Origin of the sequence: Pseudomonas paeninsulae (genome assembly GCF_035621475.1) — a bacterium.
GTDB classification, from domain to species: domain Bacteria; phylum Pseudomonadota; class Gammaproteobacteria; order Pseudomonadales; family Pseudomonadaceae; genus Aquipseudomonas; species Aquipseudomonas paeninsulae.
Genome location: NZ_CP141799.1, coordinates 2,111,857 through 2,135,666 on the forward strand (window position 1 = coordinate 2,111,857; position 23,810 = coordinate 2,135,666).

Here is a 23,810-nt window from a genome sequence, read left to right on the forward strand (position 1 = left end):
CTTACGCAGAGGGAGTCAGGCGCTCGAACAGCGCTTCCAGGGTATTAAATCGATGTTCCGGCTGCTCCATCGGCACCTGGAATTTGAACATTGTGGCGCCTTCGAACTTGTAGCGAGCCGGCGCGCCCTGGATCAGTTTGATCAAGGTCAGCGGATCGACGCAGGTGTCGGCGGCGAATTCGATGCGACCGCCTTGCGGGCCGGCGTCGACCTTTTTGATCCCGAGCTTTTCCGCCTGCAATTTCAGCAGGGTCAGGCGCACCAGGTTCTTGGTTGGTTCCGGCAGCAGGCCGAAGCGGTCGATCATCTCCACCTGCAGCTCTTTCAGGCCGTCTTCGTCGGCGGCCGAAGCGATGCGTTTGTAGAGGATCAGCCGGGCATGCACGTCCGGCAGGTAGTTTTCCGGGATTAGCGCCGCTACCCGCAAGTTGATTTCCGGGCCGCCACCCAGCGGTTGTTCGAGGTTGGGTTGTTCGCCCTTGCGGATCGCTTTGACCGCGCGCTCGAGCATTTCCATGTACAGGGTAAAGCCGACTGCCTGGATCTGCCCGCTCTGGCCGTCGCCGAGCAGCTCGCCGGCACCGCGGATTTCCAGGTCGTGGGTGGCCAGGAGGAAACCGGCGCCCAGGTCCTGGGCGCCGGAGATCGCCTCGAGACGCTTCTGCGCGTCGACGGTCATCTGCTTGCGCGGTGGCGTCAGCAGGTAGGCGTAAGCCTGGTGGTGGCTGCGCCCGACCCGGCCGCGTAGCTGGTGTAACTGGGCCAGGCCGAACTTGTCGGCGCGCTCGATGATGATGGTGTTGGCGCTGGGCACGTCGATGCCAGTCTCGATGATGGTCGAGGCGATCAGCACGTTGAAGCGCTTATGGTAGAAGTCGCCCATCACCTGTTCCAGCTCGCGCTCGCGCATCTGCCCGTGGCCGATGCCGATACGCGCCTCCGGCACCAGTTCGGCAAGGTCGGCCGCGCATTTCTCGATGGTTTTCACATCGTTGTGCAGGTAATAGACCTGACCGCCACGCAGCAGTTCGCGCAGCAGTGCTTCCTTGATGGTCGGCTTGTTCTGCTCCATGACGAAGGTGCGCACCGACAACCGGCGCGCTGGCGGGGTGGCGATGATCGACAGGTCGCGCATGCCCGCCACCGCCATGTTCAGGGTGCGCGGGATCGGCGTGGCGGTGAGGGTGAGGATATCCACTTCGCTGCGCAGGGCCTTGAGCTGTTCCTTCTGGCGCACGCCGAAACGGTGTTCCTCGTCGATGATGACCAGGCCCAGATTGTTGAATTTGACGTCACCCTGCAGCAGCTTGTGGGTGCCGATGACGATGTCGACTTTGCCCTCGGTCAGTTGCTGCATGGCCGCAGCGATTTCCTTGGCGCTCTTGAAGCGACTCATCACCTCGACATTCACCGGCCAGTCGGCGAAGCGGTCGCGAAAGCTGTTGTAGTGCTGCTGGGCGAGCAAGGTGGTGGGCACCAGCACGGCGACCTGGCGACCGCTGTGCACGGCAATAAAGGCGGCGCGCATGGCCACTTCGGTCTTGCCGAAGCCGACGTCGCCGCAGATCAGGCGATCCATCGGCTTGGCGGTGAGCATGTCGTCGCGCACCGCATCGATGGCGGTTTGCTGATCCGGGGTTTCCTCGAAGGGGAAGCCGGCGCTGAAGGTTGCGTAATCGAGCTGTGGGTCGGCGAAGGCGTACCCTTCGCGGGCGGCACGGCGGGCATAGATGTCGAGCAGTTCGGCCGCCACGTCGCGCACTTGTTCGGCGGCCTTGCGTTTGGCTTTCTGCCAGATTTCCGAGCCGAGGCGGTGCAACGGGGCCAGGGCGTCGTCGCTGCCGGTGTAGCGGGCGATCAGGTGCAGGCTGGCGACCGGCACATAGAGTTTGGCTTCCTCGGCGTACATCAGCGCGAGGAACTCGGCAGCCTGGCCGTCGATCTCCAGGGTGACCAGGCCCAGGTAGCGGCCGACGCCGTGATCGATATGCACCACGGGCGCACCTTCGCGCAGTTCGGCGAGGTTCTTGATCACATTGTCGCCGCCGTCACGCGACTTCTCGCGGCGGCGGCGTTGCATCACCCGTTGGCCGAACAGCGGGCTTTCGGCGATCAGGGCCAGGTCGTCGAGCAGCAGGCCGTCGTCGAGCGGGGCGATGGTGATACCCAGGCGCTCCTTGCCGGCCGTGAACTCCGGCCAGTTGGCCACTTCCCTGGGCTTTAGCTTGAGGCGGGCGAGCAGTTCCAGTAGCACTTCGCGGCGCCCGGCGGACTCGGCGCAGAACAGTATGCGGCCTGGGTAGTCTTCGATAAAGCGGCGCAGAGCGGCCAGTGGTTCGCTGGCCTTGGCCTGGATCGCCAAGTCGGGCAGGGGCTGCGCATTGAAGCGCTGGCGGCCAACGCCGGGTTCGATGTCCTCCTGGCTGATGACGACCCGTGGCCAGTCTTTCAGGCGGGCGAAGCAGTCTTCCACCGGCAGGAAGATGTCGGCTGGCGGCAGCAGCGGGCGCTCGGGATCGACCCGGCGCTCGTCATAACGATTGCGTGCGTCGCTCCAGAAGTGCTCGGCGGCTTTTTCCACCCCAGGCAGGGAAAATACCTGGGTGTCCTGTGGCAGGTAGTCGAACAGGGTCGCGGTTTCTTCGAAAAACAGTGGCAGGTAGTACTCGATGCCGGCCGGTGTGATGCCGGTGGACAGGTCCTGGTAGATCGGGCAGCGGCGGAAATCCACGTCGAAACGTTCGCGAAAGCGTCCGCGGAAATCGCTGACGGCCTTTTTCTCCAGGGGGAATTCGCGGGCCGGCAGCAGCTTGATCGACTCGACCTTGTCGATCGAACGTTGGGTTTCTGGATCGAAGGTGCGCAGGGTTTCGATCTCATCGTCGAACAGGTCGATGCGAAACGGCTGGTCACTGCCCATCGGGAACAGATCGATCAGGGCGCCACGCACGGCGAATTCGCCGTGTTCGTAGACCGTGTCGACGCAGCGGTAGCCTGCCGCTTCCAGGCGGGTGCGCATGTCGTTGACGTCGAGTTTCTGGCCGGCGTCCAGCACTAGGCTGCTGCCGAGCAGAAAACGCTTGGGGGCCAGGCGATGTAGGGCGGTGGTGATAGGCACTACCAGGACGCCATGTTTCAGTCCTGGCAGGCGATAGAGCGCGGAAATTCGCTGGGAAATGATGTCCTGGTGCGGTGAAAACAGGTCGTAGGGCAGGGTTTCCCAGTCGGGGAAGTGCAGCACCGGCAACTCCGGGGCGAAGAAACTCAGCTCCTGCTGCAGGCGTTCGGCGTTCTGGCTGTCGGCGGTCAGCAGCAGAGTAAAGCGTTTGGCGGCGCTGGCGGCTTCGGCAATCGCCAGGCTCAAGGCAGCGCCGGGCAGGTTGCCCCAGTGCTGTTTTCCGGCGGTGGCGGGCAGGGACGGTAGGCGCATTATGGACACGGGCGGTACAGGCACGGGCGGCTCACGGTCATGGCGACATGGCCCGCGATTGTAACTATCCGCGCTAGTTGCTGTCAGTGTTTCGTCCGTTGCAGATTGCCGGCGTTTGTCTACGCCGTCATAATGTAGCCCCTTTTTTCAGCCCCTACATGTGGAAGGTACTGCCCGTGAATCAGAATCCCGACCAGTGTCTCGGTGAGTGGATCGATCGAGAAGCCCTCGCAGAAGCGATGATTCCCTTGATTGGCCAGCTCTACCGCAACAACAACGTAGTCACCTCGATCTACGGTCGTAGCCTGATCAACCGTTCGGTCATTCAGATTCTCAAAGCCCACCGCTACGCACGCCACCGTCTGGATGGCGATGCCGAGCTGTCAGTGCATGACACTTTCCCGATGCTCAAGACCATGAGCGAACTCAAGTTGGGCGCCGCTTCCGTGGATTTAGGCCGCATGGTGGCCAAGTACCTGGACGCGGCCAATGGCCGCAGCATCGAGCAGTTCGTGCGTGACGAACTGGAGCCGGTAGCCGGTCAGCAGAATGTCGTGGCCCGCAAGGGCACCGACGTGGTGCTCTACGGTTTCGGTCGTATCGGTCGTCTGCTGGCACGCATCCTGATTGAGAAAACCGGTGGCGGTGATGGCCTGCGTCTGCGGGCGATTGTCGTGCGCAGGGGCGCTGATAACGATTTGGACAAGCGCGCCAGTCTGCTGCGTCGTGACTCCGTTCACGGTCCGTTTGACGGCACCATCGTCATCGACGAGGAAAACAACACCATCACCGCCAATGGCAACCTGATTCAGGTGATCTACGCCAAGTCACCAAGCGAGGTGGATTACACCCAGTACGGTATCGACAACGCGCTGCTGGTGGATAACACCGGTGTGTGGCGTGACGCCGAGGGCCTGAGCCAGCATCTGGCCTGCCCTGGCATCGATCGCGTGGTGCTGACCGCGCCGGGCAAGGGCGCGTTGAAGAACATCGTGCATGGCATCAACCATGGCGACATCACGGCTGACGACAAGATCGTTTCTGCGGCCTCCTGCACCACCAATGCCATCGTGCCGGTGCTCAAGGCGGTGAATGATAAGTACGGCATCATCAATGGTCATGTCGAAACCGTGCATTCGTACACCAACGACCAGAACCTGATCGACAACTTCCACAAGGGCAGTCGTCGTGGTCGTAGTGCCGCGCTGAACATGGTGATCACCGAGACCGGTGCCGCCACTGCGGCTGCCAAGGCGCTGCCAGTACTCAAGGGCAAGTTGACCGGGAATGCCATTCGCGTACCGACGCCGAACGTGTCCATGGCCATCCTCAACCTGAACTTGGAAAAGCCCGCGACCCGTGAAGAGATGAACGAGTACCTGCGCTACATGGCGCTGCACTCGGATCTGCACAAGCAGATCGACTTCGTCAATTCCCAGGAGGTGGTCTCCACCGACTTCGTCGGCTCGCGTCACGCCGGTGTGGTGGATGCGGAGGCGACCATCTGCAATGACAATCGCGTTGTCCTGTACGTTTGGTACGACAATGAGTTCGGCTATAGCTGCCAGGTAGTTCGCGTGATGGAAGACATGGCTGGGGTCAACCCGCCGGCTTTTCCGCGCTAAGCGCTAGCGGTAATTGAAGAAAAAACGGGAGCCTTGGCTCCCGTTTTTTTATTCAGGCTTGTCGGTTAGTCGCTGAGCAGGTTGCTGCGCAGGCTATCCGAGAGCCCGTTGGGCGCCAGCCAGATGCCCAAGTAGGCGCTGGCCAGTTCCGGGTTGCTGCTGGCAAAGGCGGTTTTGCCGTTGCGATCCAGGCTCAGGCCACTGTCAGCGCTGTAATTGAGGGCGTAGCGGTCGCCTGGATTGATGTCCAGGAAATTGGCGTGCAAGGCATTCAATTCATTGCGCAGGCGCGCGAGCGTAGCCTGGTCATGTTGTCTTCTCAGTGTGGTCCAGGCGGCCTCGATCACGTCGCTGCGCAGGATTTTGCGGAAGTAATAGAGTTCCAGGCGAATGCTGCGTTGACGGTCAAGGGCCTGGGCTGCACTGACATTGGGTTCTGCATAGAGGGCGGCGGCGTAGACGTCGACCCACAGGTAGCGCAGAACGCTTTGGTTTTTGCGCTCCAGGCTGGCTCGCTCCAGGGTTGTATGTGGGGCGAAATCCGCTTGGCGCAAGCGCTCGTCAGAACTGGCAAGCAGGGTGGGGCTGAGCAGGAGCAAGGCGGCGATGAGCAATAGTCGGCGCATGGTGAGCATCCTTGGGGCGCGATGTTTGAATGTCATCAACGCGGCATTTTGAGTCAAGTAGTCGTCAGTTTCGGTCTATTGCAGAAACCCCAAAAAAAGCAAGCGCTTGGGTGGTCAGTTGGGGGGCGCATCTTTATAATCAAACGGATTTTTTACCCGCGCTCGGCATCATTACCCGCGCCAATCACGTTATTGGTGTGGGTATGGCTATTAAGCATCCAGATGCCGCCCGTTTTCTAAAAAAGCTTATAAATCAGTGGTTAGGCAAACCTATGATCAAATTGAAACATGGGCTTGATTTGCCCATAACAGGCGCGCCGGCGCAGCGTATAGAGGCTGCAAGGCCGGTACGCAGTGTCGCCATCGTCGGCTTCGATTATCACGATATGAAGCCGACAATGCAGGTGCAGGTCGGCGATCGAGTCAAACTCGGTCAAGTGCTGTTCTCCGATAAGAGGTCGGCAGGGGTTGATTACACTGCGCCAGGCGCCGGGGTGGTCAGTGCGATTCATCGTGGTGAGAAGCGTGTGCTGCAGTCGGTGGTGATCGACCTGGACGGCGATGAGCAAGTGACCTTTGCCAGCTATCCACTGACGCAGCTGGACGATTTGAGTGACGCGCAGGTGCGTGAAAACCTCCTGCAGTCTGGTCTCTGGACCGCACTGCGCACTCGTCCGTTCAGCAAGGTGCCGGCGGTAGATGCAGTGCCCCGCTCTATTTTCGTCGCAGCCATGGATACCCAGCCGTTGGCGGCTGATCCAGCGGTGGTCATCGGCGAATATGCCGCTGATTTCGAAAACGGTCTCAAGGTGCTGAGCAATCTGGCCAAGGTCTTCCTGTGCAAGGCCGCTGGCAGCAGCCTGCCGGGTGAGCAGCTAAGCAAGGTGCAGACCGAGGCGTTTGCCGGACCGCATCCGGCTGGTCTGCCAGGCACCCATATCCACTTTCTCGATCCGGTCAATGCCAGCAAGAGTGTCTGGACGATCAACTATCAGGACGTGATTGCCGTCGGCAAGTTGTTCGCGACCGGGCAGTTGTGGGTCGAGCGTGTAGTCGCCCTGGCAGGTCCGGTGGTTGAGCAGCCACGTCTGTTGCGTACTCGCCTGGGCGCCAGTCTGGATGAGCTGACCGCAGGTCAATTGCAGTCTGGTTTTAACCGCGTGGTTTCCGGTTCGGTGCTTGGCGGGCGTACCGCCCAGGGTGCTTTTGCCTATCTGGGGCGTTATCACCTGCAGGTGTCGTGCCTGGCAGAGGGTAATGACCGCGAGATGCTGCATTACCTGCGCGCCGGGGTGAACAAGCATTCGGTGTTGAATGTTTTTGTTTCCAAGTTGGCGGCGGCGAAGAAGTTCGCGTTTTCCACCACGACCAACGGCAGCCCGCGCGCCATGGTGCCGGTCGGCAACTACGAAGAAGTGATGCCGCTGGATGTACTGCCGACGCAACTGCTGCGCTACCTGATCGTTGGTGATACCGAAATGGCCCAGAAGCTTGGCTGTCTCGAGCTCGACGAAGAAGATCTGGCGCTGTGCAGCTATGTCTGTGCCGGCAAATATGAATACGGCCCGATCCTGCGCGATAACCTCGCCCGTATCGAGAAGGAGGGTTAACCCATGGGTATTCGCGAATTCCTCGACAAGATCGAGCACAACTTCGAGAAGGGTGGTAGGTACGAGAAGTGGTACGCCTTGTACGAGGCGCTCGACACCTTCCTCTATCGCCCCGGTAGCGTGACCAAAACCACTGCCCACGTGCGTGACGGCATTGACCTCAAGCGCATGATGATCATCGTCTGGTTGTGTACCTTCCCGGCGATGTTCTTCGGTATGTGGAACACCGGTTACCAGGCCAACCTGATTTTCGCCGGCAGCCCCGAGCTGTTGGCAGCGCAGGAAGGCTGGCACTTCGCGGTGATCAGCGCGCTGGCCGGTTTCGACCCAAACAGCCTGTGGGATAACTTCATCCAGGGTGCTGCCTGGTTCCTGCCGGTTTATGCGGTGATTTTCATCGTTGGCGGTTTCTGGGAAGTGCTGTTTGCCTCGATCCGCAAGCATGAAGTCAACGAAGGTTTCTTCGTCACCTCCGTGCTGTTCGCCCTGATTTTGCCGCCCAGCATTCCGTTGTGGCAGGTGGCGCTGGGTATCAGCTTCGGTGTGGTGATTGGCAAGGAAGTGTTCGGCGGTACTGGCAAGAACTTCCTCAACCCGGCGCTGACCGGTCGTGCCTTCCTGTTCTTCGCCTACCCGGCGCAGATGTCGGGTGATGCGGTCTGGACTGCGGTCGACGGCTTCGCTGGCGCGACCTCGCTGAGCCTGGCCGCCGCCGGTGGCATCGAGAACGTACTGAGCAATGGCATCAGCTGGATGAACGCCTTCGTCGGCACCATCCATGGTTCCTTGGGCGAAACCAGCACGCTGGCGATCATGATTGGCGGCGCTGTGCTGTTGATTACCAAGATCGCCTCCTGGCGCATCGTCGTCGGAGTGATGCTGGGTGTGATCGGCCTCAGCCTGCTGTTCAATACCCTCGGTTCGACCACCAATCCGATGTTCGCCATGCCCTGGTACTGGCATCTGGTCGTCGGTGGGTTTGCCTTCGGTATGTTCTTTATGGCCACCGACCCGGTGTCGGCGTCCATGACCAATACCGGCAAGTGGATTTTCGGTGCCTTGATCGGCGTCATGGTGGTGTTGATCCGCGTGGTCAACCCTGCATTCCCGGAAGGCATGATGCTGGCGATTTTGTTCGCCAACCTGTTCGCACCGCTGGTCGACCACTTCGTCGTTCAAGCCAATATCAAGCGGAGGCTGGCACGCAATGTCTAGTCAAAAAGAATCTACCGCCCGCACGTTGACGGTGGCCCTGCTGGTTTGCCTGGTGTGCTCGGTGTTCGTCGCCGGCGCCGCTGTGGCGCTCAAGCCGACTCAGGTGAGCAACCGTCTGCTGGATAAACAGCGCAGCATCCTGGCTATCGCCGGGCTGGGCGATGCGAGTATGTCGAGTGCGCAAGTCAAAGACATGTTCAAAGGCACCATTACCGCCAAGCTCGTGGATCTGCGAAGTGGCAAGTTCACCGATGCCAAGGATCCAGTGACCTTCGATCCGCTGAAATCCTCGAAGGATCCCAAGCTTTCCAGCGTTCTGCCGGCTAAGCAGGATATCGCTTCGATCAAGCGTCTGGAGCATTACACCACGGTGTATGTGGTGGAAAAGGATGGCCAGGTCGACACCGTGATTCTGCCAATACGCGGTTACGGCTTGTGGTCAACGCTGTACGGTTTTATTGCACTTAAGGGCGATCTTAATACCGTGGCTGGCATGGGCTTCTATCAGCATGCCGAGACCCCGGGCCTGGGTGGCGAAGTGGATAACCCGAAGTGGAAAGGCCAGTGGCCAGGCAAGACTCTGTTTGACCAGGACGGCAAACTTGCCGTAGCGGTCGTCAAAGGCGGCGTCGACCCACAAAGCCCGAAGGCGGTGCATCAGGTCGATGCATTGGCCGGCGCGACCTTGACCAGCAAGGGCGTGGACAATCTGCTGAAATTCTGGCTTGGCCAGAATGGCTTCGGCCCGTTTATCGCTAACCTGCGTGCAGGGGAGGCTTGATCATGTCGCAACCCACGATCAAACAAGTACTGCTGGACCCAATCTTCAATAACAACCCCATTGGCCTGCAGATTCTTGGTATCTGTTCCGCCCTGGCGGTGACCACCAACCTGCAGACCGCACTGGTGATGTCGATTGCCCTGACCCTGGTGACAGGTTTTTCCAACCTGTTTATTTCAATGATTCGCAGCCAGATTCCTAGCTCGATCCGCATGATCGTGCAGATGGTGATCATCGCCTCGCTGGTGATCGTGGTGGATCAGGTGCTCAAGGCCTATGCCTATAGTCTGTCCAAGCAGCTATCGGTGTTCGTCGGTCTGATCATCACCAACTGCATCGTGATGGGCCGTGCCGAGGCCTTTGCCATGCAGAACCCGCCGGTGCTGTCGTTCTTCGACGGTATCGGTAACGGTATTGGTTACAGCGCCATGCTGATCATGCTGGGCATCGTTCGCGAGCTGTTTGGCAGTGGCAAGCTGATGGGCTTCGAAATCATTCCGGTGATCAACGATGGTGGCTGGTATCAGCCTAACGGTCTGCTGCTGTTGCCACCTTCGGCATTCTTCCTGATCGGCCTGTTTATCTGGGCCCTGCGCAGCTGGAAGAGAGAGCAGGTCGAACAGCCGAGCTTCAAGATGGCAGCGCAAGTATCGAATAAGGAGGCCTATTAATGGAACATTACATTAGCCTGCTGGCCAAGGCGGTATTCGTCGAGAACATGGCGTTGGCCTTCTTCCTCGGCATGTGCACCTTCATCGCCATTTCGAAGAAAGTAGAAACGGCGATCGGTCTGGGTATCGCGGTGATCGTGGTGCAAGTCATCACCGTTCCTGCGAACAACCTGATCTACACCTACTTGTTGAAAGACGGTGCACTGGCCTGGGCCGGCTTGCCGGAAGTCGATCTGAGCTTCCTCGGACTGCTCAGCTATATCGGCGTGATCGCCGCTATCGTGCAGATCCTCGAGATGCTTCTGGATAAGTACGTGCCCGCGCTGTACAACGCCCTCGGCGTGTTCCTGCCGCTTATTACGGTTAACTGCGCCATCATGGGCGGCACCCTGTTTATGGTGGAACGTGACTACAACCTGGCGGAAAGTACCGTTTATGGCTTCGGTTCAGGTCTGTCCTGGGCGCTGGCGATTGCTGCATTGGCAGGCATTCGCGAGAAGCTCAAGTACAGCGACGTACCGGCAGGTCTACAGGGGTTGGGCATCACCTTTATCACCATCGGTCTGATGTCTCTGGGCTTCATGTCCTTCTCCGGCGTGCAGTTGTAAGGACGGGATGAATAGATGATCAATTACGAAATCTTTCTCGCCATCGGCATGTTCACCGGCATCGTGCTGGCGTTGGTGCTGGTTATTCTGGCTGCGCGCGCCAAGCTGGTTTCCAGCGGTGATGTGAGCATCGAGATCAATGGCGAAAGAACTATTGTGGTACCTGCTGGCGGCAAGCTGCTGCAGACCCTGGCGTCCAACAATATCTTCCTCTCGTCCGCCTGTGGCGGCGGTGGCACCTGTGCTCAGTGCAAGTGCGTAGTGGAAAGCGGCGGCGGCGAAATGCTGCCGACCGAAGAAGCTGCCTTCACTCGCCGCGAAGCCAAGGCTGGCTGGCGTCTGTCCTGCCAGACTCCGGTCAAGCAGGACATGAAGATCGAGGTGCCGGAAGAAGTCTTCGGCGTGAAGAAGTGGGAATGTACGGTGTTGTCCAATCCGAACGTGGCCACCTTCATCAAGGAGCTGACGCTGAAATTGCCGGAAGGCGAGAACGTCGACTTCCGCGCGGGTGGCTATGTCCAGCTGGAATGTCCGCCGCACAAAGTGCATTACAAGGACTTCGATATTCAGGAGGAGTATCGCGGCGACTGGGACAAGTTCAACCAGTGGAAGTACGTGTCCAAGGTCGAAGAGACCACGATTCGTGCCTTTTCCATGGCCAACTACCCGGAAGAAGTCGGTCTGGTGAAGTTCAATATCCGTATTGCCTCACCACCACCGGGCAAGGACGACTTGCCACCGGGCAAGATGTCCTCCTGGGTCTTCAGCCTCAAGCCTGGCGACAAGGTCACCGTGTACGGTCCGTTTGGTGAGTTCTTCGCCAAGGACACCGATGCCGAGATGATCTTCGTCGGTGGTGGCGCCGGTATGGCGCCGATGCGTTCGCACATCTTCGACCAGCTCAAGCGCCTCAAGTCGACGCGCAAGATCAGCTTCTGGTATGGCGCACGCTCCATGCGTGAAGCCTTCTACGTGGAAGAGTACGACCAGTTGCAGGTAGAGAACCCCAACTTCAAGTGGCACCTGGCGTTGTCCGATCCACTGCCGGAAGACAATTGGTCCGGCATGAAGGGCTTCATCCACAACGTGCTGTTCGAGAACTACCTGAAGGAGCATCCGGCTCCGGAAGATTGCGAGTTCTACATGTGCGGCCCGCCAATGATGAACGCGGCCGTGATCAAGATGTTGGTCGACCTGGGTGTGGAGGAGGAGAATATCCTGCTCGACGACTTCGGCGGCTAGGCATGAAGTTAGTGGTATTCCAGCCCGTTATCGCTGTCGCTCTTGCGGCAGCCCTAACGGGCTGTTTGCATTCTGAGACGGTCGAAGAGTTCGGCGGCCCCACTATGGGTAGCACCTATTCGGTCAAATATGTCACCGGCGAAGGCGTTGCCGATGGGCTGACCATCAAGGACGAGACCGAGGCGGTTCTTGCCGAAGTCGACCAGCAGATGTCCACCTACCGAGACGACTCGGTTATCTCCGCGTTCAACCGGGCACCGGCGGGCAGCTGTATGGCGGTTCCCGCAGGGATGCTCGAGGTTGTGCGCACGGGTCTGCAGTTGGCCAGGGAAAGTGACGGCGTGTTTGATCCCACTCTCGAACCCTTGCTCAACCTATGGGGCTTCGGTCCGCAGGCGCGGGTCGAGCGTGTGCCGACCGCTGAGCAATTGGTTGAGGCGCGTCAACGCAGTGGTTATCGGCATCTGCGCATAGACGGGCAGCAACTGTGCAAGGATGTCGATCTGCAGTTGGATCTCAACAGTATCGCCGCCGGTTACACGGTCGATAAAATAAGCGTTCGCCTCGCTGAACTGGGTGTCGCTAATTATCTGGTGGACGTCACCGGGGAACTCAAGGCCGTCGGCAAGAAGCCGGATGGACAGCCTTGGCGCATTGCCATCGAGGCGCCACGCGATGATCAGCGGGTCGCGCAGAAGATTCTGCAACTGGATGGTTACGGTATTTCCACCTCGGGTGATTACCGTAATTATTTCGAGGAAAATGGCGTGCGCTACTCGCATACGCTTGATCCGCACACCGGCGCGCCTATCACCCACAAGTTGGCGGCGGTGACAGTCGCCGATCCATCGACCTTGCGCGCCGATGGCTTGTCTACATTGTTGATGGTGCTGGGGCCCGAGCTAGGTTTTGCCTACGCTGAGCAGGCCGGCATCGCGGCATTTTTCGTGACCCGTGAGGGCGAGGGCTTCGTCACACGGAGTACCACGGCTTTCGAGCAGCTGTTCGCTGCAGGAGAAGAGCAATGATTTGGTTGATCGTATTTTTCACCATGCTGTTGGTGGTGTCGCTGATGGCAGTTGGCGTGATCATGGGGGGTAAACCGATAGCCGGTTCCTGTGGTGGTATTGCCAATCTGGGTATCGAGAAAGAGTGCTCGATTTGCGGCGGGAGTCGCGAGAAGTGCGAAGAAGTCAACAGTTCGCCCGCCGAGACCAATACCCGCGAGCTCGCCTACGACGCGACCAAGCGCTAATCGCCATTCGCCGGCCTGCATGTCAGGCTGTTGAATCACGTATCGATTGCCAGGCTGCTGATGCAGTACTGGCCCTGCCGAGAGTGCGGCACAAGCGCTCCGGTGTGATCTGAAGGAGTAAACATGGCGGTCTACAACTACGATGTAGTGGTGCTGGGTTCTGGCCCGGCGGGTGAGGGCGCGGCAATGAACGCCGCTAAGGCGGGGCGCAAGGTGGCGGTGGTTGATAGCCGCCGCGAGGTCGGCGGCAACTGCACCCACCTGGGCACCATCCCGTCCAAGGCCTTGCGCCATTCGGTGCGCCAGATCATGCAGTTCAATACCAACCCGATGTTTCGTCAGATCGGCGAGCCGCGCTGGTTTTCCTTCCCCGATGTGCTCAAAAGTGCCGAGCGGGTGATCAGCAAACAGGTGGCCTCGCGCACCGGATACTACGCGCGCAATCGCATCGACCTGTTCTTCGGCACTGGTAGTTTCGCCGACGACCAGACTATCGACGTAGTCTGCGCCAATGGCGTGGTGGAAAAGCTGGTGGCCAAGCAGATCATCATTGCTACCGGTTCGCGCCCCTATCGTCCGGCGGATGTCGATTTTAACCATCCGCGGGTGTACGAGAGCGACACCATTTTGACCCTCAGTCACACGCCGCGGCGGCTGATTATCTATGGGGCGGGGGTCATTGGTTGCGAATATGCGTCGATCTTCAGCGGTCTCGGGGTACTGGTCGATCTGATCGACAACCGTGATCAATTGCTCAGTTTTCTCGATGCGGAAATCTCCGATGCGCTGAGCTATCACCTGCGGAATACCAATGTACTGATTCGCCACAATGAAGAGTACGAAAGCATCGAGGGTGTCGACAACGGTGTGATCCTGAATCTCAAGTCGGGCAAGAAGATCAAAGCCGACGCCTTGCTCTGGTGCAACGGCCGAACCGGCAACACCGATAAGCTGGGCTTGGAAAACATCGGCATCAAGGTCAACAGCCGCGGGCAGGTAGAAGTCGACCAGAATTACCGTACCGAGGTGTCGAATATCTTCGCTGCTGGCGATGTGATTGGCTGGCCGAGTCTGGCCAGTGCGGCCTACGACCAGGGACGCTCGGCGGCTGGCAATATCGTTGAGAACGACAGCTGGCGTTTCGTCGATGATGTGCCAACCGGAATCTACACCATCCCGGAGATCAGCTCGATCGGCAAGAACGAGCGCGAGCTGACCCAGGCCAAGATCCCCTATGAAGTAGGTAAGGCATTCTTCAAGAGCATGGCGCGGGCGCAGATATCCAACGAGCCGGTCGGCATGCTGAAGATCCTGTTCCACCGCGAAACGCTCGCAGTGCTGGGCGTGCACTGTTTCGGCTATCAGGCGTCGGAGATCGTGCACATCGGTCAGGCGATCATGAACCAGAAGGGTGAGGCCAACAGCCTCAGGTACTTCGTTAACACCACCTTCAACTACCCGACCATGGCTGAAGCCTATCGGGTGGCGGCGTTCGACGGTCTCAACCGGCTTTTTTGACCGGCTCCGATCGGTGGCCTGAGCCGGTCGGGGAAGATCCGTTCAGTGACTCTTCGGCGTGGCGCTGGCCTAACCGGGAGAGTTTCTGACCAGGCAGCAATAAAAAACCGGCCCACTGTGGCCGGTTTTTTATTGGCTATGTACTCGTTAACTGTTGCAAGGCCTAGACTGAAGACGTGTGCTCATCAAGGAGTGCCGTTATGGATGCCCAACCCTTTCAACACCTACTGGCTCGGCTTGATCGCCTCACGATCAAACAGAAGTCCATCGTTCAGCATTTTCTCCAGATCAACGTGCAGCGAGATGGCTTTGAAGAGCTCATCCCTGATCTGAAAGCCTGCCCGCACTGTGCCGCCGACGCCGCGCAACTGGCCTCATGGGGCCGCAGTGGTGGCTTGCAGCGCTATCGCTGCAAGGTCTGTCGGCGCACGTGCAATGCATTGACTGGAACACCCTTGGCGCGCCTACGCAAAAAGGACTGCTGGCTGGATTATGCCCAAGCCCTCATTGCTGGATTGACCGTGAGAGCGGCGGCCCGACACTGCAGCGTCAGCAAGAACACTTCATTTCGCTGGCGACATCGGTTTTTGCATGATGTGGCGGCGCATCACGATGCGCGTGAAAGCGGCATTGTCGAGGCCGACGAAACGTTCTTTCTCGAGTCATTCAAAGGTCAGCGCGAGATGCCGCGCCCACCCCGTAAACGCGGGGGTGTGGGCAAGACACGCGGAACGGGGCCGGATCAGATACCCGTTTTGGTTGTTCGCGACCGTGAAGGACATACCGCTGACTTTCAGTTGGAGAAGCTCGACGCCGCCCATGTAAGTGCCGCGCTAAGGCCTTTGGTGGATAAAGCGTCGGTGCTCTGTACTGATGGCGCAGCAATCTATGCGGCATTTGCACGCCGCAACGGGATCACCCACAAGGTGGTGTATGCGAGGCCGGGGTTACGCGTCCAGGAAGCGGCTTTTCATATCCAGAACGTCAACGCTTATCACAGTCGGCTGAAGGGCTGGATGGCGCGCTTTCATGGGGTTGCGACCAAGTACCTCGTTAACTACCTGGGTTGGCGCCGCATGTTGGAGCGGTACACAAAGCGCATTCAGCCAGAGTTTTGTCTGCAGGAGGCGGTGGGCCGGCCCATGCAACAGTTAAAGGGTACATAGCCTTTTTATTGCCTGCTTTGCAGAGAGGATTATCCATCCGGCGGCACCGGGAGCTCTGCATGTCAGGCTTCGCGACGCTCAGTCTGCGCGGTCGGTCCAATCTACGTGTTTGGTTGCAGCGTCTGCACCGCTAGCCCCGGGAAGTCGGTAATTATGCTGTCCGCGCCGAAATCGGCGAGTCGGCGCATCAGTGCTGGTTCGTTGACCGTCCAGACCGAGACATGCAAACCGGCTTTCTGCGCTTTGAGCAGGCGCTCCGGAGTGCACAGGGTCCAGTTCAGCGCCAGTAGGCTGCAGTCATAGTGCTGGGCCACTTTCAGCGGGTCGAGCCAGGCATATTCCGCCACCAGGCCGCGGGCAAGTTGCGGTGTCAGGTGTTTGAGTGCACCCAGGACTTCCCGTGAGCTTGAGGTGACCGTGACTTTTTCGGTCAGGCCATAACGGGCGGTCAGCTCGGCAATCGCTTCGACCAACCGCGCGGCACGGACTTTCGAGGCGCTTTTGACTTCCAGTTGCCAGTGCTCGAAGTCGCATTGCTCGAACAGCTCGGCCAGGCGTGGAATCGGGCACGGGGTCTTCCAGCCAGGCCCGCCTTTGCGGGCGTCATAGTTGGCCAGTTCAGCGGCGTCGTGTTCGACCACCTTGCCGCGATGGCCGGTGGTGCGCTTTAGGGTTGGGTCGTGAATGACCATCAACTCGCCGTCGCGCGACTGGTGCAGGTCCAGTTCGCAGCGGCGCACACCATGCTCCAGACATTGCTGGAAGCTAATCAGGGTGTTTTCCGGTGCTTCGCCTTTGGCGCCGCGATGGCCGTAGATCAGGGTCACGGTTGCTCCTTTGCAGGGTAGCTGGTGCGCGGTTGATGGTGGCGCACGCTGTTGATGACGTGGTCGTACTCGAAGTACACGCTGAACTCGCGGTAATCCCAGCGGCTAATCGGTGGGCTGCCGACTGCGCGGTGTTCTTCATCGGCCAGGCCGAAACGCTCCAGTACCGAGCGCTGCGATTCGCCAGGCTGAGGGAGTGCAACGGTGGCGGCGCCTTGCTCGCCGAGGGGGATCTGCAGGGTTTCGGCGATAGCGCCGAACGGCAGGCACAACATTATCAATGCAAGGAAAAGGCGTGGCATAGGGTTCTCGTCACTGAGGCTGGGGCTGTTCACGGGCCTGGCGGCGCTCCAAGGCTTGGCGCTGGAAGATATGCCGGGCCAGTAACTGGCGCTGTGCGTCGGTCAAGGCTTCGAACTCGGTGCCGATCTCGAACTGTTGCTCGGCGACTGCCTGGCAGTGTATGACCTTGGCTCTCAATAGCAGACCCAGTGCCTGCGGCATCAGTACTATCTTGATCGCCAGGTGGGTGCCTATGTCGAGGCTTTGGCTGCTGTTGAAGCTCACTCCGCCCTCGGACAGGCAGACCCGTCTCGGCGTGCCGATATCGCGCAACAGGCTCTGCGCGACGGCCTGGCCGAGCAGGTCGATACGTTTGTTGATTACCTTGAGGTAGTTGGCCAGGGTGCGGTCGCGCTCGCTGATATGGCGCAACAAATGCTGCGACTCGAAGTCCAGCAGGTGCAGTTCACTGAGCAGGTTGAACAGTGGCGAGCTGTCATGAAGCTCGTCGCTGGCCAGGGCCTCGGCGCCTGACAATGGGGTGAATTCCAGTGCGATCGTATCGTCGATACGATAGTATTCGCGGCGGTCATCTTCATCTTGAATCGACATGGCGAACCCATGGCAGCAGTAGTGGTCTGAGTGTAAGGCCGCTTGCCAAGCCCCGCCACAAGGACGTTCCTCTTTCCCTCGAATCAGCCCCCACCATGTTCAGACCTCTGTTCGTATATATAGGTACGCGTTATACGCGCGCCAAGCGTCGTAATCACTTTGTGTCCTTTATTTCCCTGACTTCAATGATCGGGCTGGCACTCGGTGTGCTGGTGATGATCGTGGTGCTGTCGGTGATGAATGGCTTCGATCATGAGATGCGCACGCGGGTGCTCGGTATGGTGCCGCATGCCACTATCGAGTCGGCTACGCCCATTGATGATTGGCGCAGCCTTGCCGACAAGGCTATGGAAAACCCGCAGGTGTTGGCCGTCGCGCCATTCAGCCAGATGCAAGGCTTGCTCACGCATGAGGGCAAGGTGCAGAAGGTGTTGATCAACGCCGTCGATCCAGTCGAGGAAGTGAAGGTTTCGATCATTGGCGATTTCTTTCAGCAGGGCCGCTTGCAAGACCTCGAACCCGGCGCCTTTGGCATCGTCATCGGTGACAAGGCTGCAGCCAAGCTGGGCGTCGCTCTGGGCGACAAGATCACGTTTGTCGCGCCTGAGGTCACGGTAACGCCAGCGGGTATGTTTCCGCGGCTCAAGCGCTTTACCGTGGTTGGCATCTTCCATGTGGGTGCCGGGGAGATCGATGGTTACGTGGCGATGACCCACGTGCAGGATCTGGCGCGCTTGCAGCGCCGCCAAGCGGATCAGGTGCAGGGCATCCGCCTGAAGGTCGCCGATCTGTTTCAGGCGCCGCGCACGGCCTGGGAGTTGGCGCAAACCCTGGGCGAACGTGAATATTACGCCCGCGACTGGACCCGCACCCACGGCAACCTGTATCAGGCGATCCGCATGGAGAAGGCCATGATCGGTCTGCTGTTGCTGCTGATCGTGGCGGTTGCCGCGTTCAACATCATCTCGACGCTGGTCATGGTGGTGACGGACAAGAAGGGCGATATCGCCATCCTGCGCACCCTCGGTGCTACGCCTGGGCAAATCATGGCCATCTTCATGGTCCAGGGCACGGTGATCGGCGTGGTCGGCACCCTTATTGGTGCGCTGCTGGGGATCTTCGCCGCACTCAATATCAGCGCCGCTATCGCCGCACTGGAGCGTGCACTGGGCATGCGCTTTCTCAGCGCAGACGTCTATTTCATCGACTACCTGCCGTCGCAGCTGATGCTCGCAGATGTACTGCTGGTCTGCGCCGCTGCGCTGGTTCTAAGTTTTCTCGCCACCCTTTATCCGGCCTGGCGCGCGGCGCGCACCCAGCCAGCGGAGGCTTTGCGTTATGAGTGATCAGGTTATGCAGGATCGTGCGGTGTTGAGTTGTCGCAACCTTGGCAAAAGCTATGAGGAAGGCCCCCAGTCGGTGGTGGTGCTGGAAGGCTTGCAGCTGGAGCTGCACCCCGGCGAGCGGGTGGCTATCGTCGGCAGTTCGGGATCGGGTAAGAGCACTTTGCTGAATATGCTCGGCGGCCTGGATACGCCCAGTACCGGCAGCGTCTGGCTGGCGGGCGAGGAACTGTCGGCGCTGAGTGAAAAGGAGCGTGGCCTGCTGCGCAACCGCTCGCTGGGTTTCGTCTATCAATTCCATCACCTGTTGCCGGAGTTCACGGCGCTGGAGAATGTCTGCATGCCACTGCTGATCGGGCGCACGCCGATTGCCGAGGCGCGTCAGCGGGCAACTGGGCTACTCGAACGGGTTGGGCTTGGCCATCGCCTGGCGCACAAACCGTCGGAGCTGTCCGGCGGCGAGCGCCAGCGCGTGGCCATTGCCCGTGCCTTGGTCAATCGACCAGGACTGGTGCTGCTCGATGAGCCGACCGGCAACCTCGATCATCACACCGCCCAGGGTATTCAGGATCTGATGAAGGAGTTGAGCAGCGCGTCGCGCACCGCTTTCTTGGTGGTGACCCACGACCTGGAGCTGGCTCAGCAGATGGATCGTATCCTGCGCCTGGAAGACGGCAAGTTGGTGGCCGCCTGATGTTTCGCCCCCTGAGTATTTACATCGGTACCCGCTACACCCGGGCCAAACGGCGCAACCATTTCATTTCCTTTATTTCGCTGACCTCGATGATTGGCCTCGCCCTGGGTGTGTTGGCGATGATCGTGGTGCTGTCGGTGATGAACGGCTTTCAGAAGGAAATGAGCTCGCGCATCCTCGGCATGGTGCCCCACGCGGTAATCTCCGGGCTCGAGCCGTTGGATGATTGGCAGGCGGTGGCCGCGGCTGCCAAGCGCAGTCCACAAGTGTTGGCCGCCGTGCCCTTTGCCGAGTTGGAGGGCATGTTGTCCTACCGCGGGGGGATGCAGCCGATTCAGTTGCAGGGCGTCGATCCCGCGTTGGAACCGCAGGTGTCGATCATTGCCGAGCACATGACCCAGGGTCGTCTGAGCGATCTGCAGGCCGGTGAGTTCGGGGTGGTGATCGGTGAAATTACCGCCCGGCGCTTTCAACTGAAAATCGGCGACCGGTTGGCGTTGATCGTGCCCGAGGCCAGTACGGTGCCTGGTGGCATCACGCCGCGTATGCAGGCGGTCAATGTGGTTGGGGTGTTCAAGGTCGGTGCCGAGCTGGATGGCTCACTGGCCTTGCTGCATGTCGCCGATGCTGCGCAGATTCAACGCTTGCAGCCGGGCCAAGTGCCCAGCGTGCGTTTAAAGTTGCAAGACTTGTATCAGGCGCCGCAGGTGTCGGCCGCGGTCGTCAGCGAGTTGGGCGAGGGCTATGGGGCCAGTGACTGGACGTTGACCCAGGGCAGCCTGTTCAGTGCAATGAAGATGGAAAAGACCATGATCGGCTTGCTGTTGCTGCTTATCGTCGCGGTGGCTGCGTTCAATATCATTGCCACCTTGATCATGGTGGTCGCCGATAAAGGTGCAGATATTGCCATCCTGCGCACCCTGGGCGCGACCCCGGGACAGATCATGGGCATCTTCATGGTGCAGGGCACGGTGATTGGGGTGATCGGTACGCTGATTGGGGCCGTGTTGGGCATAGTGGCGGCGCTGAATGTCAGCCAGTTGGTCGGTTGGGTCGAGCGTCTCAGTGGTCAGCAGATACTCAGCTCGGATGTCTACTTCATCAGTAACCTGCCGTCTGAGTTGTTGCTGTCCGATGTGTTGCTGATTTGCGGCGCGGCCTTTGCCTTGAGCTTTCTCGCCACTCTCTACCCGTCCTGGCGTGCGGCAGCTATCCAGCCGGCTGACGCCTTGCGCTACGAATGAACTAGTCTGTGTGAAACTAAAAAGCCGTTACTCAAGTAACGGCTTTTTAGTTTCAGGAGTTTGAAAATAACGAACGCCATCGCGAGGCCGTCGCAGTAGGAGAGTGTTTTTCACGGCCTCTCAGTTATCCGGCTTGTTGTCGCGACGTTTTTCCTGGCGCCGGCGCCAGCTGCGCCGTACCCACCAGTGCCAGTAGGTGTTGGTGGCCAAGTAGCCCAGCGCAGCAAAGAGCAAGCCGAGCACGAAAGAGCCGAGGAGCAGAGGCTGCCAGTGGGTCTGCAGCATATGGCCGACCCAGCTCAGGGTGATCTCGTCGGGCATGCGCAGGGCGGGGGTGTTGGTCATCCATGCGCCGAATTTGTAGCTGCAATAGAACACCGGAGGCATGGTGATCGGGTTGGTCAGCCAGACCAGTCCAACGGAGATGGGCAGGTTGGCGCGTGCGGGGATGGCGACCAGTGCGGCGGCGGCCATTTGCAACGGCATGGGGATCATTGCCCAGAACAGGCCGACGGCCACGGCGCGCGCCACCGAGTGGCGGTTGAGGTGCCAGAGGTTGGGGTCGTGAATCAGGGCGCCGAGAAAGCGCAGAGATTTGTTGGCCTTGATGCGGTCTGGATGAGGCATATAGCGCTTGAATAAACGACGCGGCATCGTGGCTCTCTGGCAGTCTAACAGCGCCAATATTATGCACAGATTCGCAGTGCCCCGCTTTCACACTTTGTCACAGCAAATAATTGAAGGCCGCTTGTTGGGGTAGATCCACGGAATCGGATCACAAGGAGTGAGTGATTATGCGTACAGGGATGACTGCGCTGGTGGCCGGGTTGCTGCTGCTGCGATTATTGCCGATTTTGCCACCGGTCTGGTTGTTATGGCTGCTGCCGATCCTGGGGCTGATGTTGCTGCCCTTTCGCAGCTATCCGCTGGCGTTTTTCCTGTTTGGCCTCAGTTGGGCCGGCATCTCGGCGCAGTCGGCCTTGGACGACAGGCTGGCGCCGGAGCTCGATGGCCGTACCCTGTGGCTGCAGGGAAGGGTGGTCGGCCTGCCCGATGTGCGCGATGGCGTCGTCAGGTTTCAATTGCAACAAGCCAAGTCGCGGCGTGCCGAGTTGCCGCAGCGACTGCGCTTGGCCTGGCATGGCGGCCCAGAGCTGCGAGGCGGCGAGACCTGGCGTCTGGCTGTGCGCCTCAAGCGGCCACATGGCCTGGTCAACCCGCAGTCTTTCGATTACGAGGCCTGGCTGCTGGCGCAACGCATTGGCGCGACCGGCACGGTCAAGAGTGGCCAGTTGGTGAGCGCCGCCAGCGGGCTTGGTAGCTGGCGCGATGGGTTGCGCCAGCGCTTGCTCTCAGTCGATGCCCATGGTCGCGAGGGAGCGCTGGCGGCCCTGGTGCTGGGTGATGGCTCTGGCTTGTCGGTGGCCGATTGGCGCGTGCTGCAAGACACCGGCACGGTGCATTTGCTGGTGATTTCCGGTCAGCATGTCGGGCTGCTGGCCGGGCTGTTGTATGGCTTGATTGCCGGGTTGGCGCGTTTGGGCTGGTGGCCACGCCAATGGCCGTGGTTGCCCTGTGCTTGTGTCCTGGCCTTCGCCGGTGCGCTCGGCTACGGCATGCTGGCCGGCTTCGAGGTGCCGGTGCGGCGTGCTTGTGTGATGGTCGGCCTGGTGCTGCTGTGGCGTTGGCGCTTTCGTCATCTTGGGGTTTTCTTGCCGTTGTTGCTGGCGTTGGTCGTGGTCTTGCTGCTGGAGCCCCTGGCCAGCCTGCAACCGGGTCTCTGGCTATCCTTCGGCGCGGTGCTGTTGCTGATCCTGATTTTCAGCGGCCGGCTGGGCGCATGGTCGTGGTGGCAGACGCTGGGGCGGGCGCAGTGGGCGATGGCCATAGGTCTGCTGCCGCTGTTGCTGGCGTTGGGGTTGCCGGTCAGTGCCAGTGGTCCGCTGGCCAATCTAATAGCCGTGCCCTGGGTCGGCCTGGCTGTGGTGCCGTTGGCATTGTTGGGTACCTTGCTGTTGCCGCTGCCCTGGCTGGGCGAGGCGCTGCTATGGCTCGCTGGTGGTTTGCTCAAGCTGCTGTTCCTGGTATTGGCGCAGATGGCCACCTGGTTACCGGCCTGGTTGCCCGAGACATTACCGCTCTGGGCCTGGCTGCTGGTGGCGCTGGGCGCTTTGCTGTTGCTCCTGCCGGCCGGTGTGCCATTGCGCAGCCTGGGCTGGGTTTTACTGCTGCCACTGTTCTACACCGAGACTGAGCGACCGGTCCACGGTCAGGCCGAGGTGTGGATGCTGGACGTTGGTCAAGGCTTGGCGGTCTTGCTGCGCACCCGCGAACATGCGCTGTTGTATGACGCCGGTCCGCGTTTCGGCGACTTCGATATGGGCGAGCGTGTGGTGCTGCCGTCGCTGCGCGGCCTGGGGGTGGCTCAACTGGATATGTTGCTGATCAGCCATGCCGATAACGATCATTCCGGCGGTGCACTGGCGATTCAGCGCGGGATGGCGGTCAAGCAGGTGGTGAGCGGCGAGGCCGCAGCGCTGCCCGGGATGCATCAGGTCGAGGCCTGTGAGGCGGGGCGCAGCTGGCAGTGGGATGGGGTGCGTTTCACGACCTGGCGTTGGGCAGGGGCAGTGGATGGCAATCAAGCCTCTTGCGTATTGCTGATCGAGGCGGCTGGCGAGCGACTGTTATTGACCGGCGATATCGACAGTAGTGCCGAGCGCGCGTTGCTCGACAGTGGCTTTGACGTTCGTGCGGACTGGCTGTTGGCCCCACACCATGGCAGCCGCAGCTCATCCTCGCAGCTCTTTTTAGAGGCTGTGGCGGCGCAGGCGGCACTGATTTCCCGTGGCCGGCACAACGCATTCGGTCATCCGCATGCCAGTGTGGTGGCGCGTTACGAGGCGCAGTCCGCGCAACTGTATGACACGGTCGAGTACGGGGCCGTGCAGATTCGTCTTGGCGCTTTTACCCACGGGCGAGGGTTACGCGAGCGCGCACGATTTTGGCGAGAAAAATGAGAACCGCTGCGGTCGGCGACATGCCGCCCCTATGCTAGAGT

Annotated in this window: 21 protein-coding genes; 15 read left to right on the forward strand and 6 right to left on the reverse strand. The window is 59.9% G+C overall.

Going from position 1 to position 23,810, the window contains the following annotated elements:
- Position 1: 1 nt before the first annotated feature.
- A complete protein-coding gene (mfd, locus tag VCJ09_RS09805; protein ID WP_324734637.1) occupies positions 2–3,439 on the reverse strand; it encodes a transcription-repair coupling factor in 3,438 nt (1,145 codons plus the stop codon).
- 149 nt (positions 3,440–3,588) lie between these two features.
- On the opposite strand from mfd, the gene VCJ09_RS09810 reads away from it, so the two are divergent.
- Positions 3,589–5,055 (forward strand): glyceraldehyde-3-phosphate dehydrogenase, encoded by a 1,467-nt coding sequence (locus VCJ09_RS09810; protein ID WP_324734152.1) that lies wholly within the window; start codon positions 3,589–3,591, stop codon positions 5,053–5,055.
- A gap of 65 nt (positions 5,056–5,120) precedes the next feature.
- Here the strand turns inward: VCJ09_RS09810 and VCJ09_RS09815 are convergent, their stop codons facing one another.
- Positions 5,121–5,681 carry a chalcone isomerase family protein gene (locus VCJ09_RS09815; RefSeq protein ID WP_324734153.1) on the reverse strand — a complete coding sequence of 187 codons (561 nt, stop codon included), beginning with the start codon at positions 5,679–5,681 and terminating at the stop codon, positions 5,121–5,123.
- A gap of 272 nt (positions 5,682–5,953) precedes the next feature.
- On the opposite strand from VCJ09_RS09815, the gene VCJ09_RS09820 reads away from it, so the two are divergent.
- The 10 genes from VCJ09_RS09820 (at position 5,954) to VCJ09_RS09865 (ending at position 15,747) form a co-directional block, all read left to right on the forward strand.
- Positions 5,954–7,291 (forward strand): Na(+)-translocating NADH-quinone reductase subunit A, encoded by a 1,338-nt coding sequence (locus VCJ09_RS09820; protein WP_324734638.1) that lies wholly within the window; start codon positions 5,954–5,956, stop codon positions 7,289–7,291.
- A 3-nt stretch (positions 7,292–7,294) separates the two neighbouring features.
- Positions 7,295–8,506 (forward strand): NADH:ubiquinone reductase (Na(+)-transporting) subunit B, encoded by a 1,212-nt coding sequence (locus tag VCJ09_RS09825; RefSeq protein WP_324734154.1) that lies wholly within the window; start codon positions 7,295–7,297, stop codon positions 8,504–8,506.
- Complete coding sequence (locus VCJ09_RS09830; RefSeq protein ID WP_324734155.1) at positions 8,499–9,287, forward strand: Na(+)-translocating NADH-quinone reductase subunit C; 789 nt, start codon at positions 8,499–8,501, stop codon at positions 9,285–9,287. The genes VCJ09_RS09825 and VCJ09_RS09830 overlap by 8 nt, the downstream gene beginning before the upstream one ends.
- A complete protein-coding gene (locus tag VCJ09_RS09835) occupies positions 9,284–9,958 on the forward strand; it encodes an NADH:ubiquinone reductase (Na(+)-transporting) subunit D (RefSeq protein WP_324734156.1) in 675 nt (224 codons plus the stop codon). The genes VCJ09_RS09830 and VCJ09_RS09835 overlap by 4 nt, the downstream gene beginning before the upstream one ends.
- Complete coding sequence (nqrE, locus tag VCJ09_RS09840; protein WP_079201646.1) at positions 9,958–10,566, forward strand: NADH:ubiquinone reductase (Na(+)-transporting) subunit E; 609 nt, start codon at positions 9,958–9,960, stop codon at positions 10,564–10,566. The genes VCJ09_RS09835 and nqrE overlap by 1 nt, the downstream gene beginning before the upstream one ends.
- A 15-nt stretch (positions 10,567–10,581) precedes the next feature.
- A complete protein-coding gene (gene nqrF / locus VCJ09_RS09845) occupies positions 10,582–11,808 on the forward strand; it encodes an NADH:ubiquinone reductase (Na(+)-transporting) subunit F (RefSeq protein ID WP_154067039.1) in 1,227 nt (408 codons plus the stop codon).
- Positions 11,809–11,810: 2 nt separating this feature from the next.
- Complete coding sequence (locus VCJ09_RS09850; protein WP_324734157.1) at positions 11,811–12,836, forward strand: FAD:protein FMN transferase; 1,026 nt, start codon at positions 11,811–11,813, stop codon at positions 12,834–12,836.
- On the forward strand, positions 12,833–13,063 hold the full coding sequence (gene nqrM, locus VCJ09_RS09855) for a (Na+)-NQR maturation NqrM (RefSeq protein ID WP_079201648.1): 231 nt from the start codon (positions 12,833–12,835) through the stop codon (positions 13,061–13,063). Before VCJ09_RS09850 ends, nqrM begins: the two co-directional genes overlap by 4 nt.
- Before the next feature lie 123 nt (positions 13,064–13,186).
- A complete protein-coding gene (gene sthA, locus VCJ09_RS09860) occupies positions 13,187–14,581 on the forward strand; it encodes a Si-specific NAD(P)(+) transhydrogenase (RefSeq protein ID WP_324734158.1) in 1,395 nt (464 codons plus the stop codon).
- Positions 14,582–14,781: 200 nt separating this feature from the next.
- Entirely contained in the window at positions 14,782–15,747 is a 966-nt protein-coding gene (locus tag VCJ09_RS09865; protein WP_324731573.1) for an IS1595 family transposase, read from the forward strand.
- Positions 15,748–15,848: 101 nt separating this feature from the next.
- Here the strand turns inward: VCJ09_RS09865 and VCJ09_RS09870 are convergent, their stop codons facing one another.
- The 3 genes from VCJ09_RS09870 to VCJ09_RS09880 are packed head-to-tail and all read right to left on the reverse strand — an operon-like array spanning position 15,849 to position 17,468.
- Positions 15,849–16,574 carry a glycerophosphodiester phosphodiesterase gene (locus VCJ09_RS09870; RefSeq protein ID WP_324734160.1) on the reverse strand — a complete coding sequence of 242 codons (726 nt, stop codon included), beginning with the start codon at positions 16,572–16,574 and terminating at the stop codon, positions 15,849–15,851.
- Positions 16,571–16,876, reverse strand: coding sequence for a phosphodiesterase (locus VCJ09_RS09875; RefSeq protein WP_324734161.1), 306 nt, complete (start codon positions 16,874–16,876; stop codon positions 16,571–16,573). Before VCJ09_RS09875 ends, VCJ09_RS09870 begins: the two co-directional genes overlap by 4 nt.
- Positions 16,877–16,886: 10 nt before the next feature.
- Positions 16,887–17,468 carry a PilZ domain-containing protein gene (locus VCJ09_RS09880; protein ID WP_324734162.1) on the reverse strand — a complete coding sequence of 194 codons (582 nt, stop codon included), beginning with the start codon at positions 17,466–17,468 and terminating at the stop codon, positions 16,887–16,889.
- A 95-nt stretch (positions 17,469–17,563) separates the two neighbouring features.
- Here VCJ09_RS09880 and VCJ09_RS09885 point away from each other — a divergent pair, with 95 nt between their 5' ends.
- From VCJ09_RS09885 to VCJ09_RS09895, 3 genes are read left to right on the forward strand one after another with little or no spacing between them, the layout of a single operon-like run.
- Entirely contained in the window at positions 17,564–18,814 is a 1,251-nt protein-coding gene (locus VCJ09_RS09885) for a lipoprotein-releasing ABC transporter permease subunit (RefSeq protein WP_324734163.1), read from the forward strand.
- Between the two features lie 7 nt (positions 18,815–18,821).
- The gene (gene lolD / locus VCJ09_RS09890; protein ID WP_324734639.1) at positions 18,822–19,505 is read left to right on the forward strand and encodes a lipoprotein-releasing ABC transporter ATP-binding protein LolD; all 684 of its coding nucleotides are present in this window, start codon (positions 18,822–18,824) and stop codon (positions 19,503–19,505) included.
- Positions 19,505–20,749 (forward strand): lipoprotein-releasing ABC transporter permease subunit, encoded by a 1,245-nt coding sequence (locus VCJ09_RS09895; protein WP_324734164.1) that lies wholly within the window; start codon positions 19,505–19,507, stop codon positions 20,747–20,749. Before lolD ends, VCJ09_RS09895 begins: the two co-directional genes overlap by 1 nt.
- Positions 20,750–20,869: 120 nt before the next feature.
- Here VCJ09_RS09895 and VCJ09_RS09900 read toward each other — a convergent pair whose 3' ends face one another.
- Positions 20,870–21,403, reverse strand: coding sequence for a DUF2062 domain-containing protein (locus VCJ09_RS09900; protein ID WP_324734165.1), 534 nt, complete (start codon positions 21,401–21,403; stop codon positions 20,870–20,872).
- A 152-nt stretch (positions 21,404–21,555) separates the two neighbouring features.
- On the opposite strand from VCJ09_RS09900, the gene VCJ09_RS09905 reads away from it, so the two are divergent.
- The gene (locus VCJ09_RS09905) at positions 21,556–23,769 is read left to right on the forward strand and encodes a DNA internalization-related competence protein ComEC/Rec2 (protein WP_324734640.1); all 2,214 of its coding nucleotides are present in this window, start codon (positions 21,556–21,558) and stop codon (positions 23,767–23,769) included.
- Positions 23,770–23,810 lie beyond the last annotated feature (41 nt).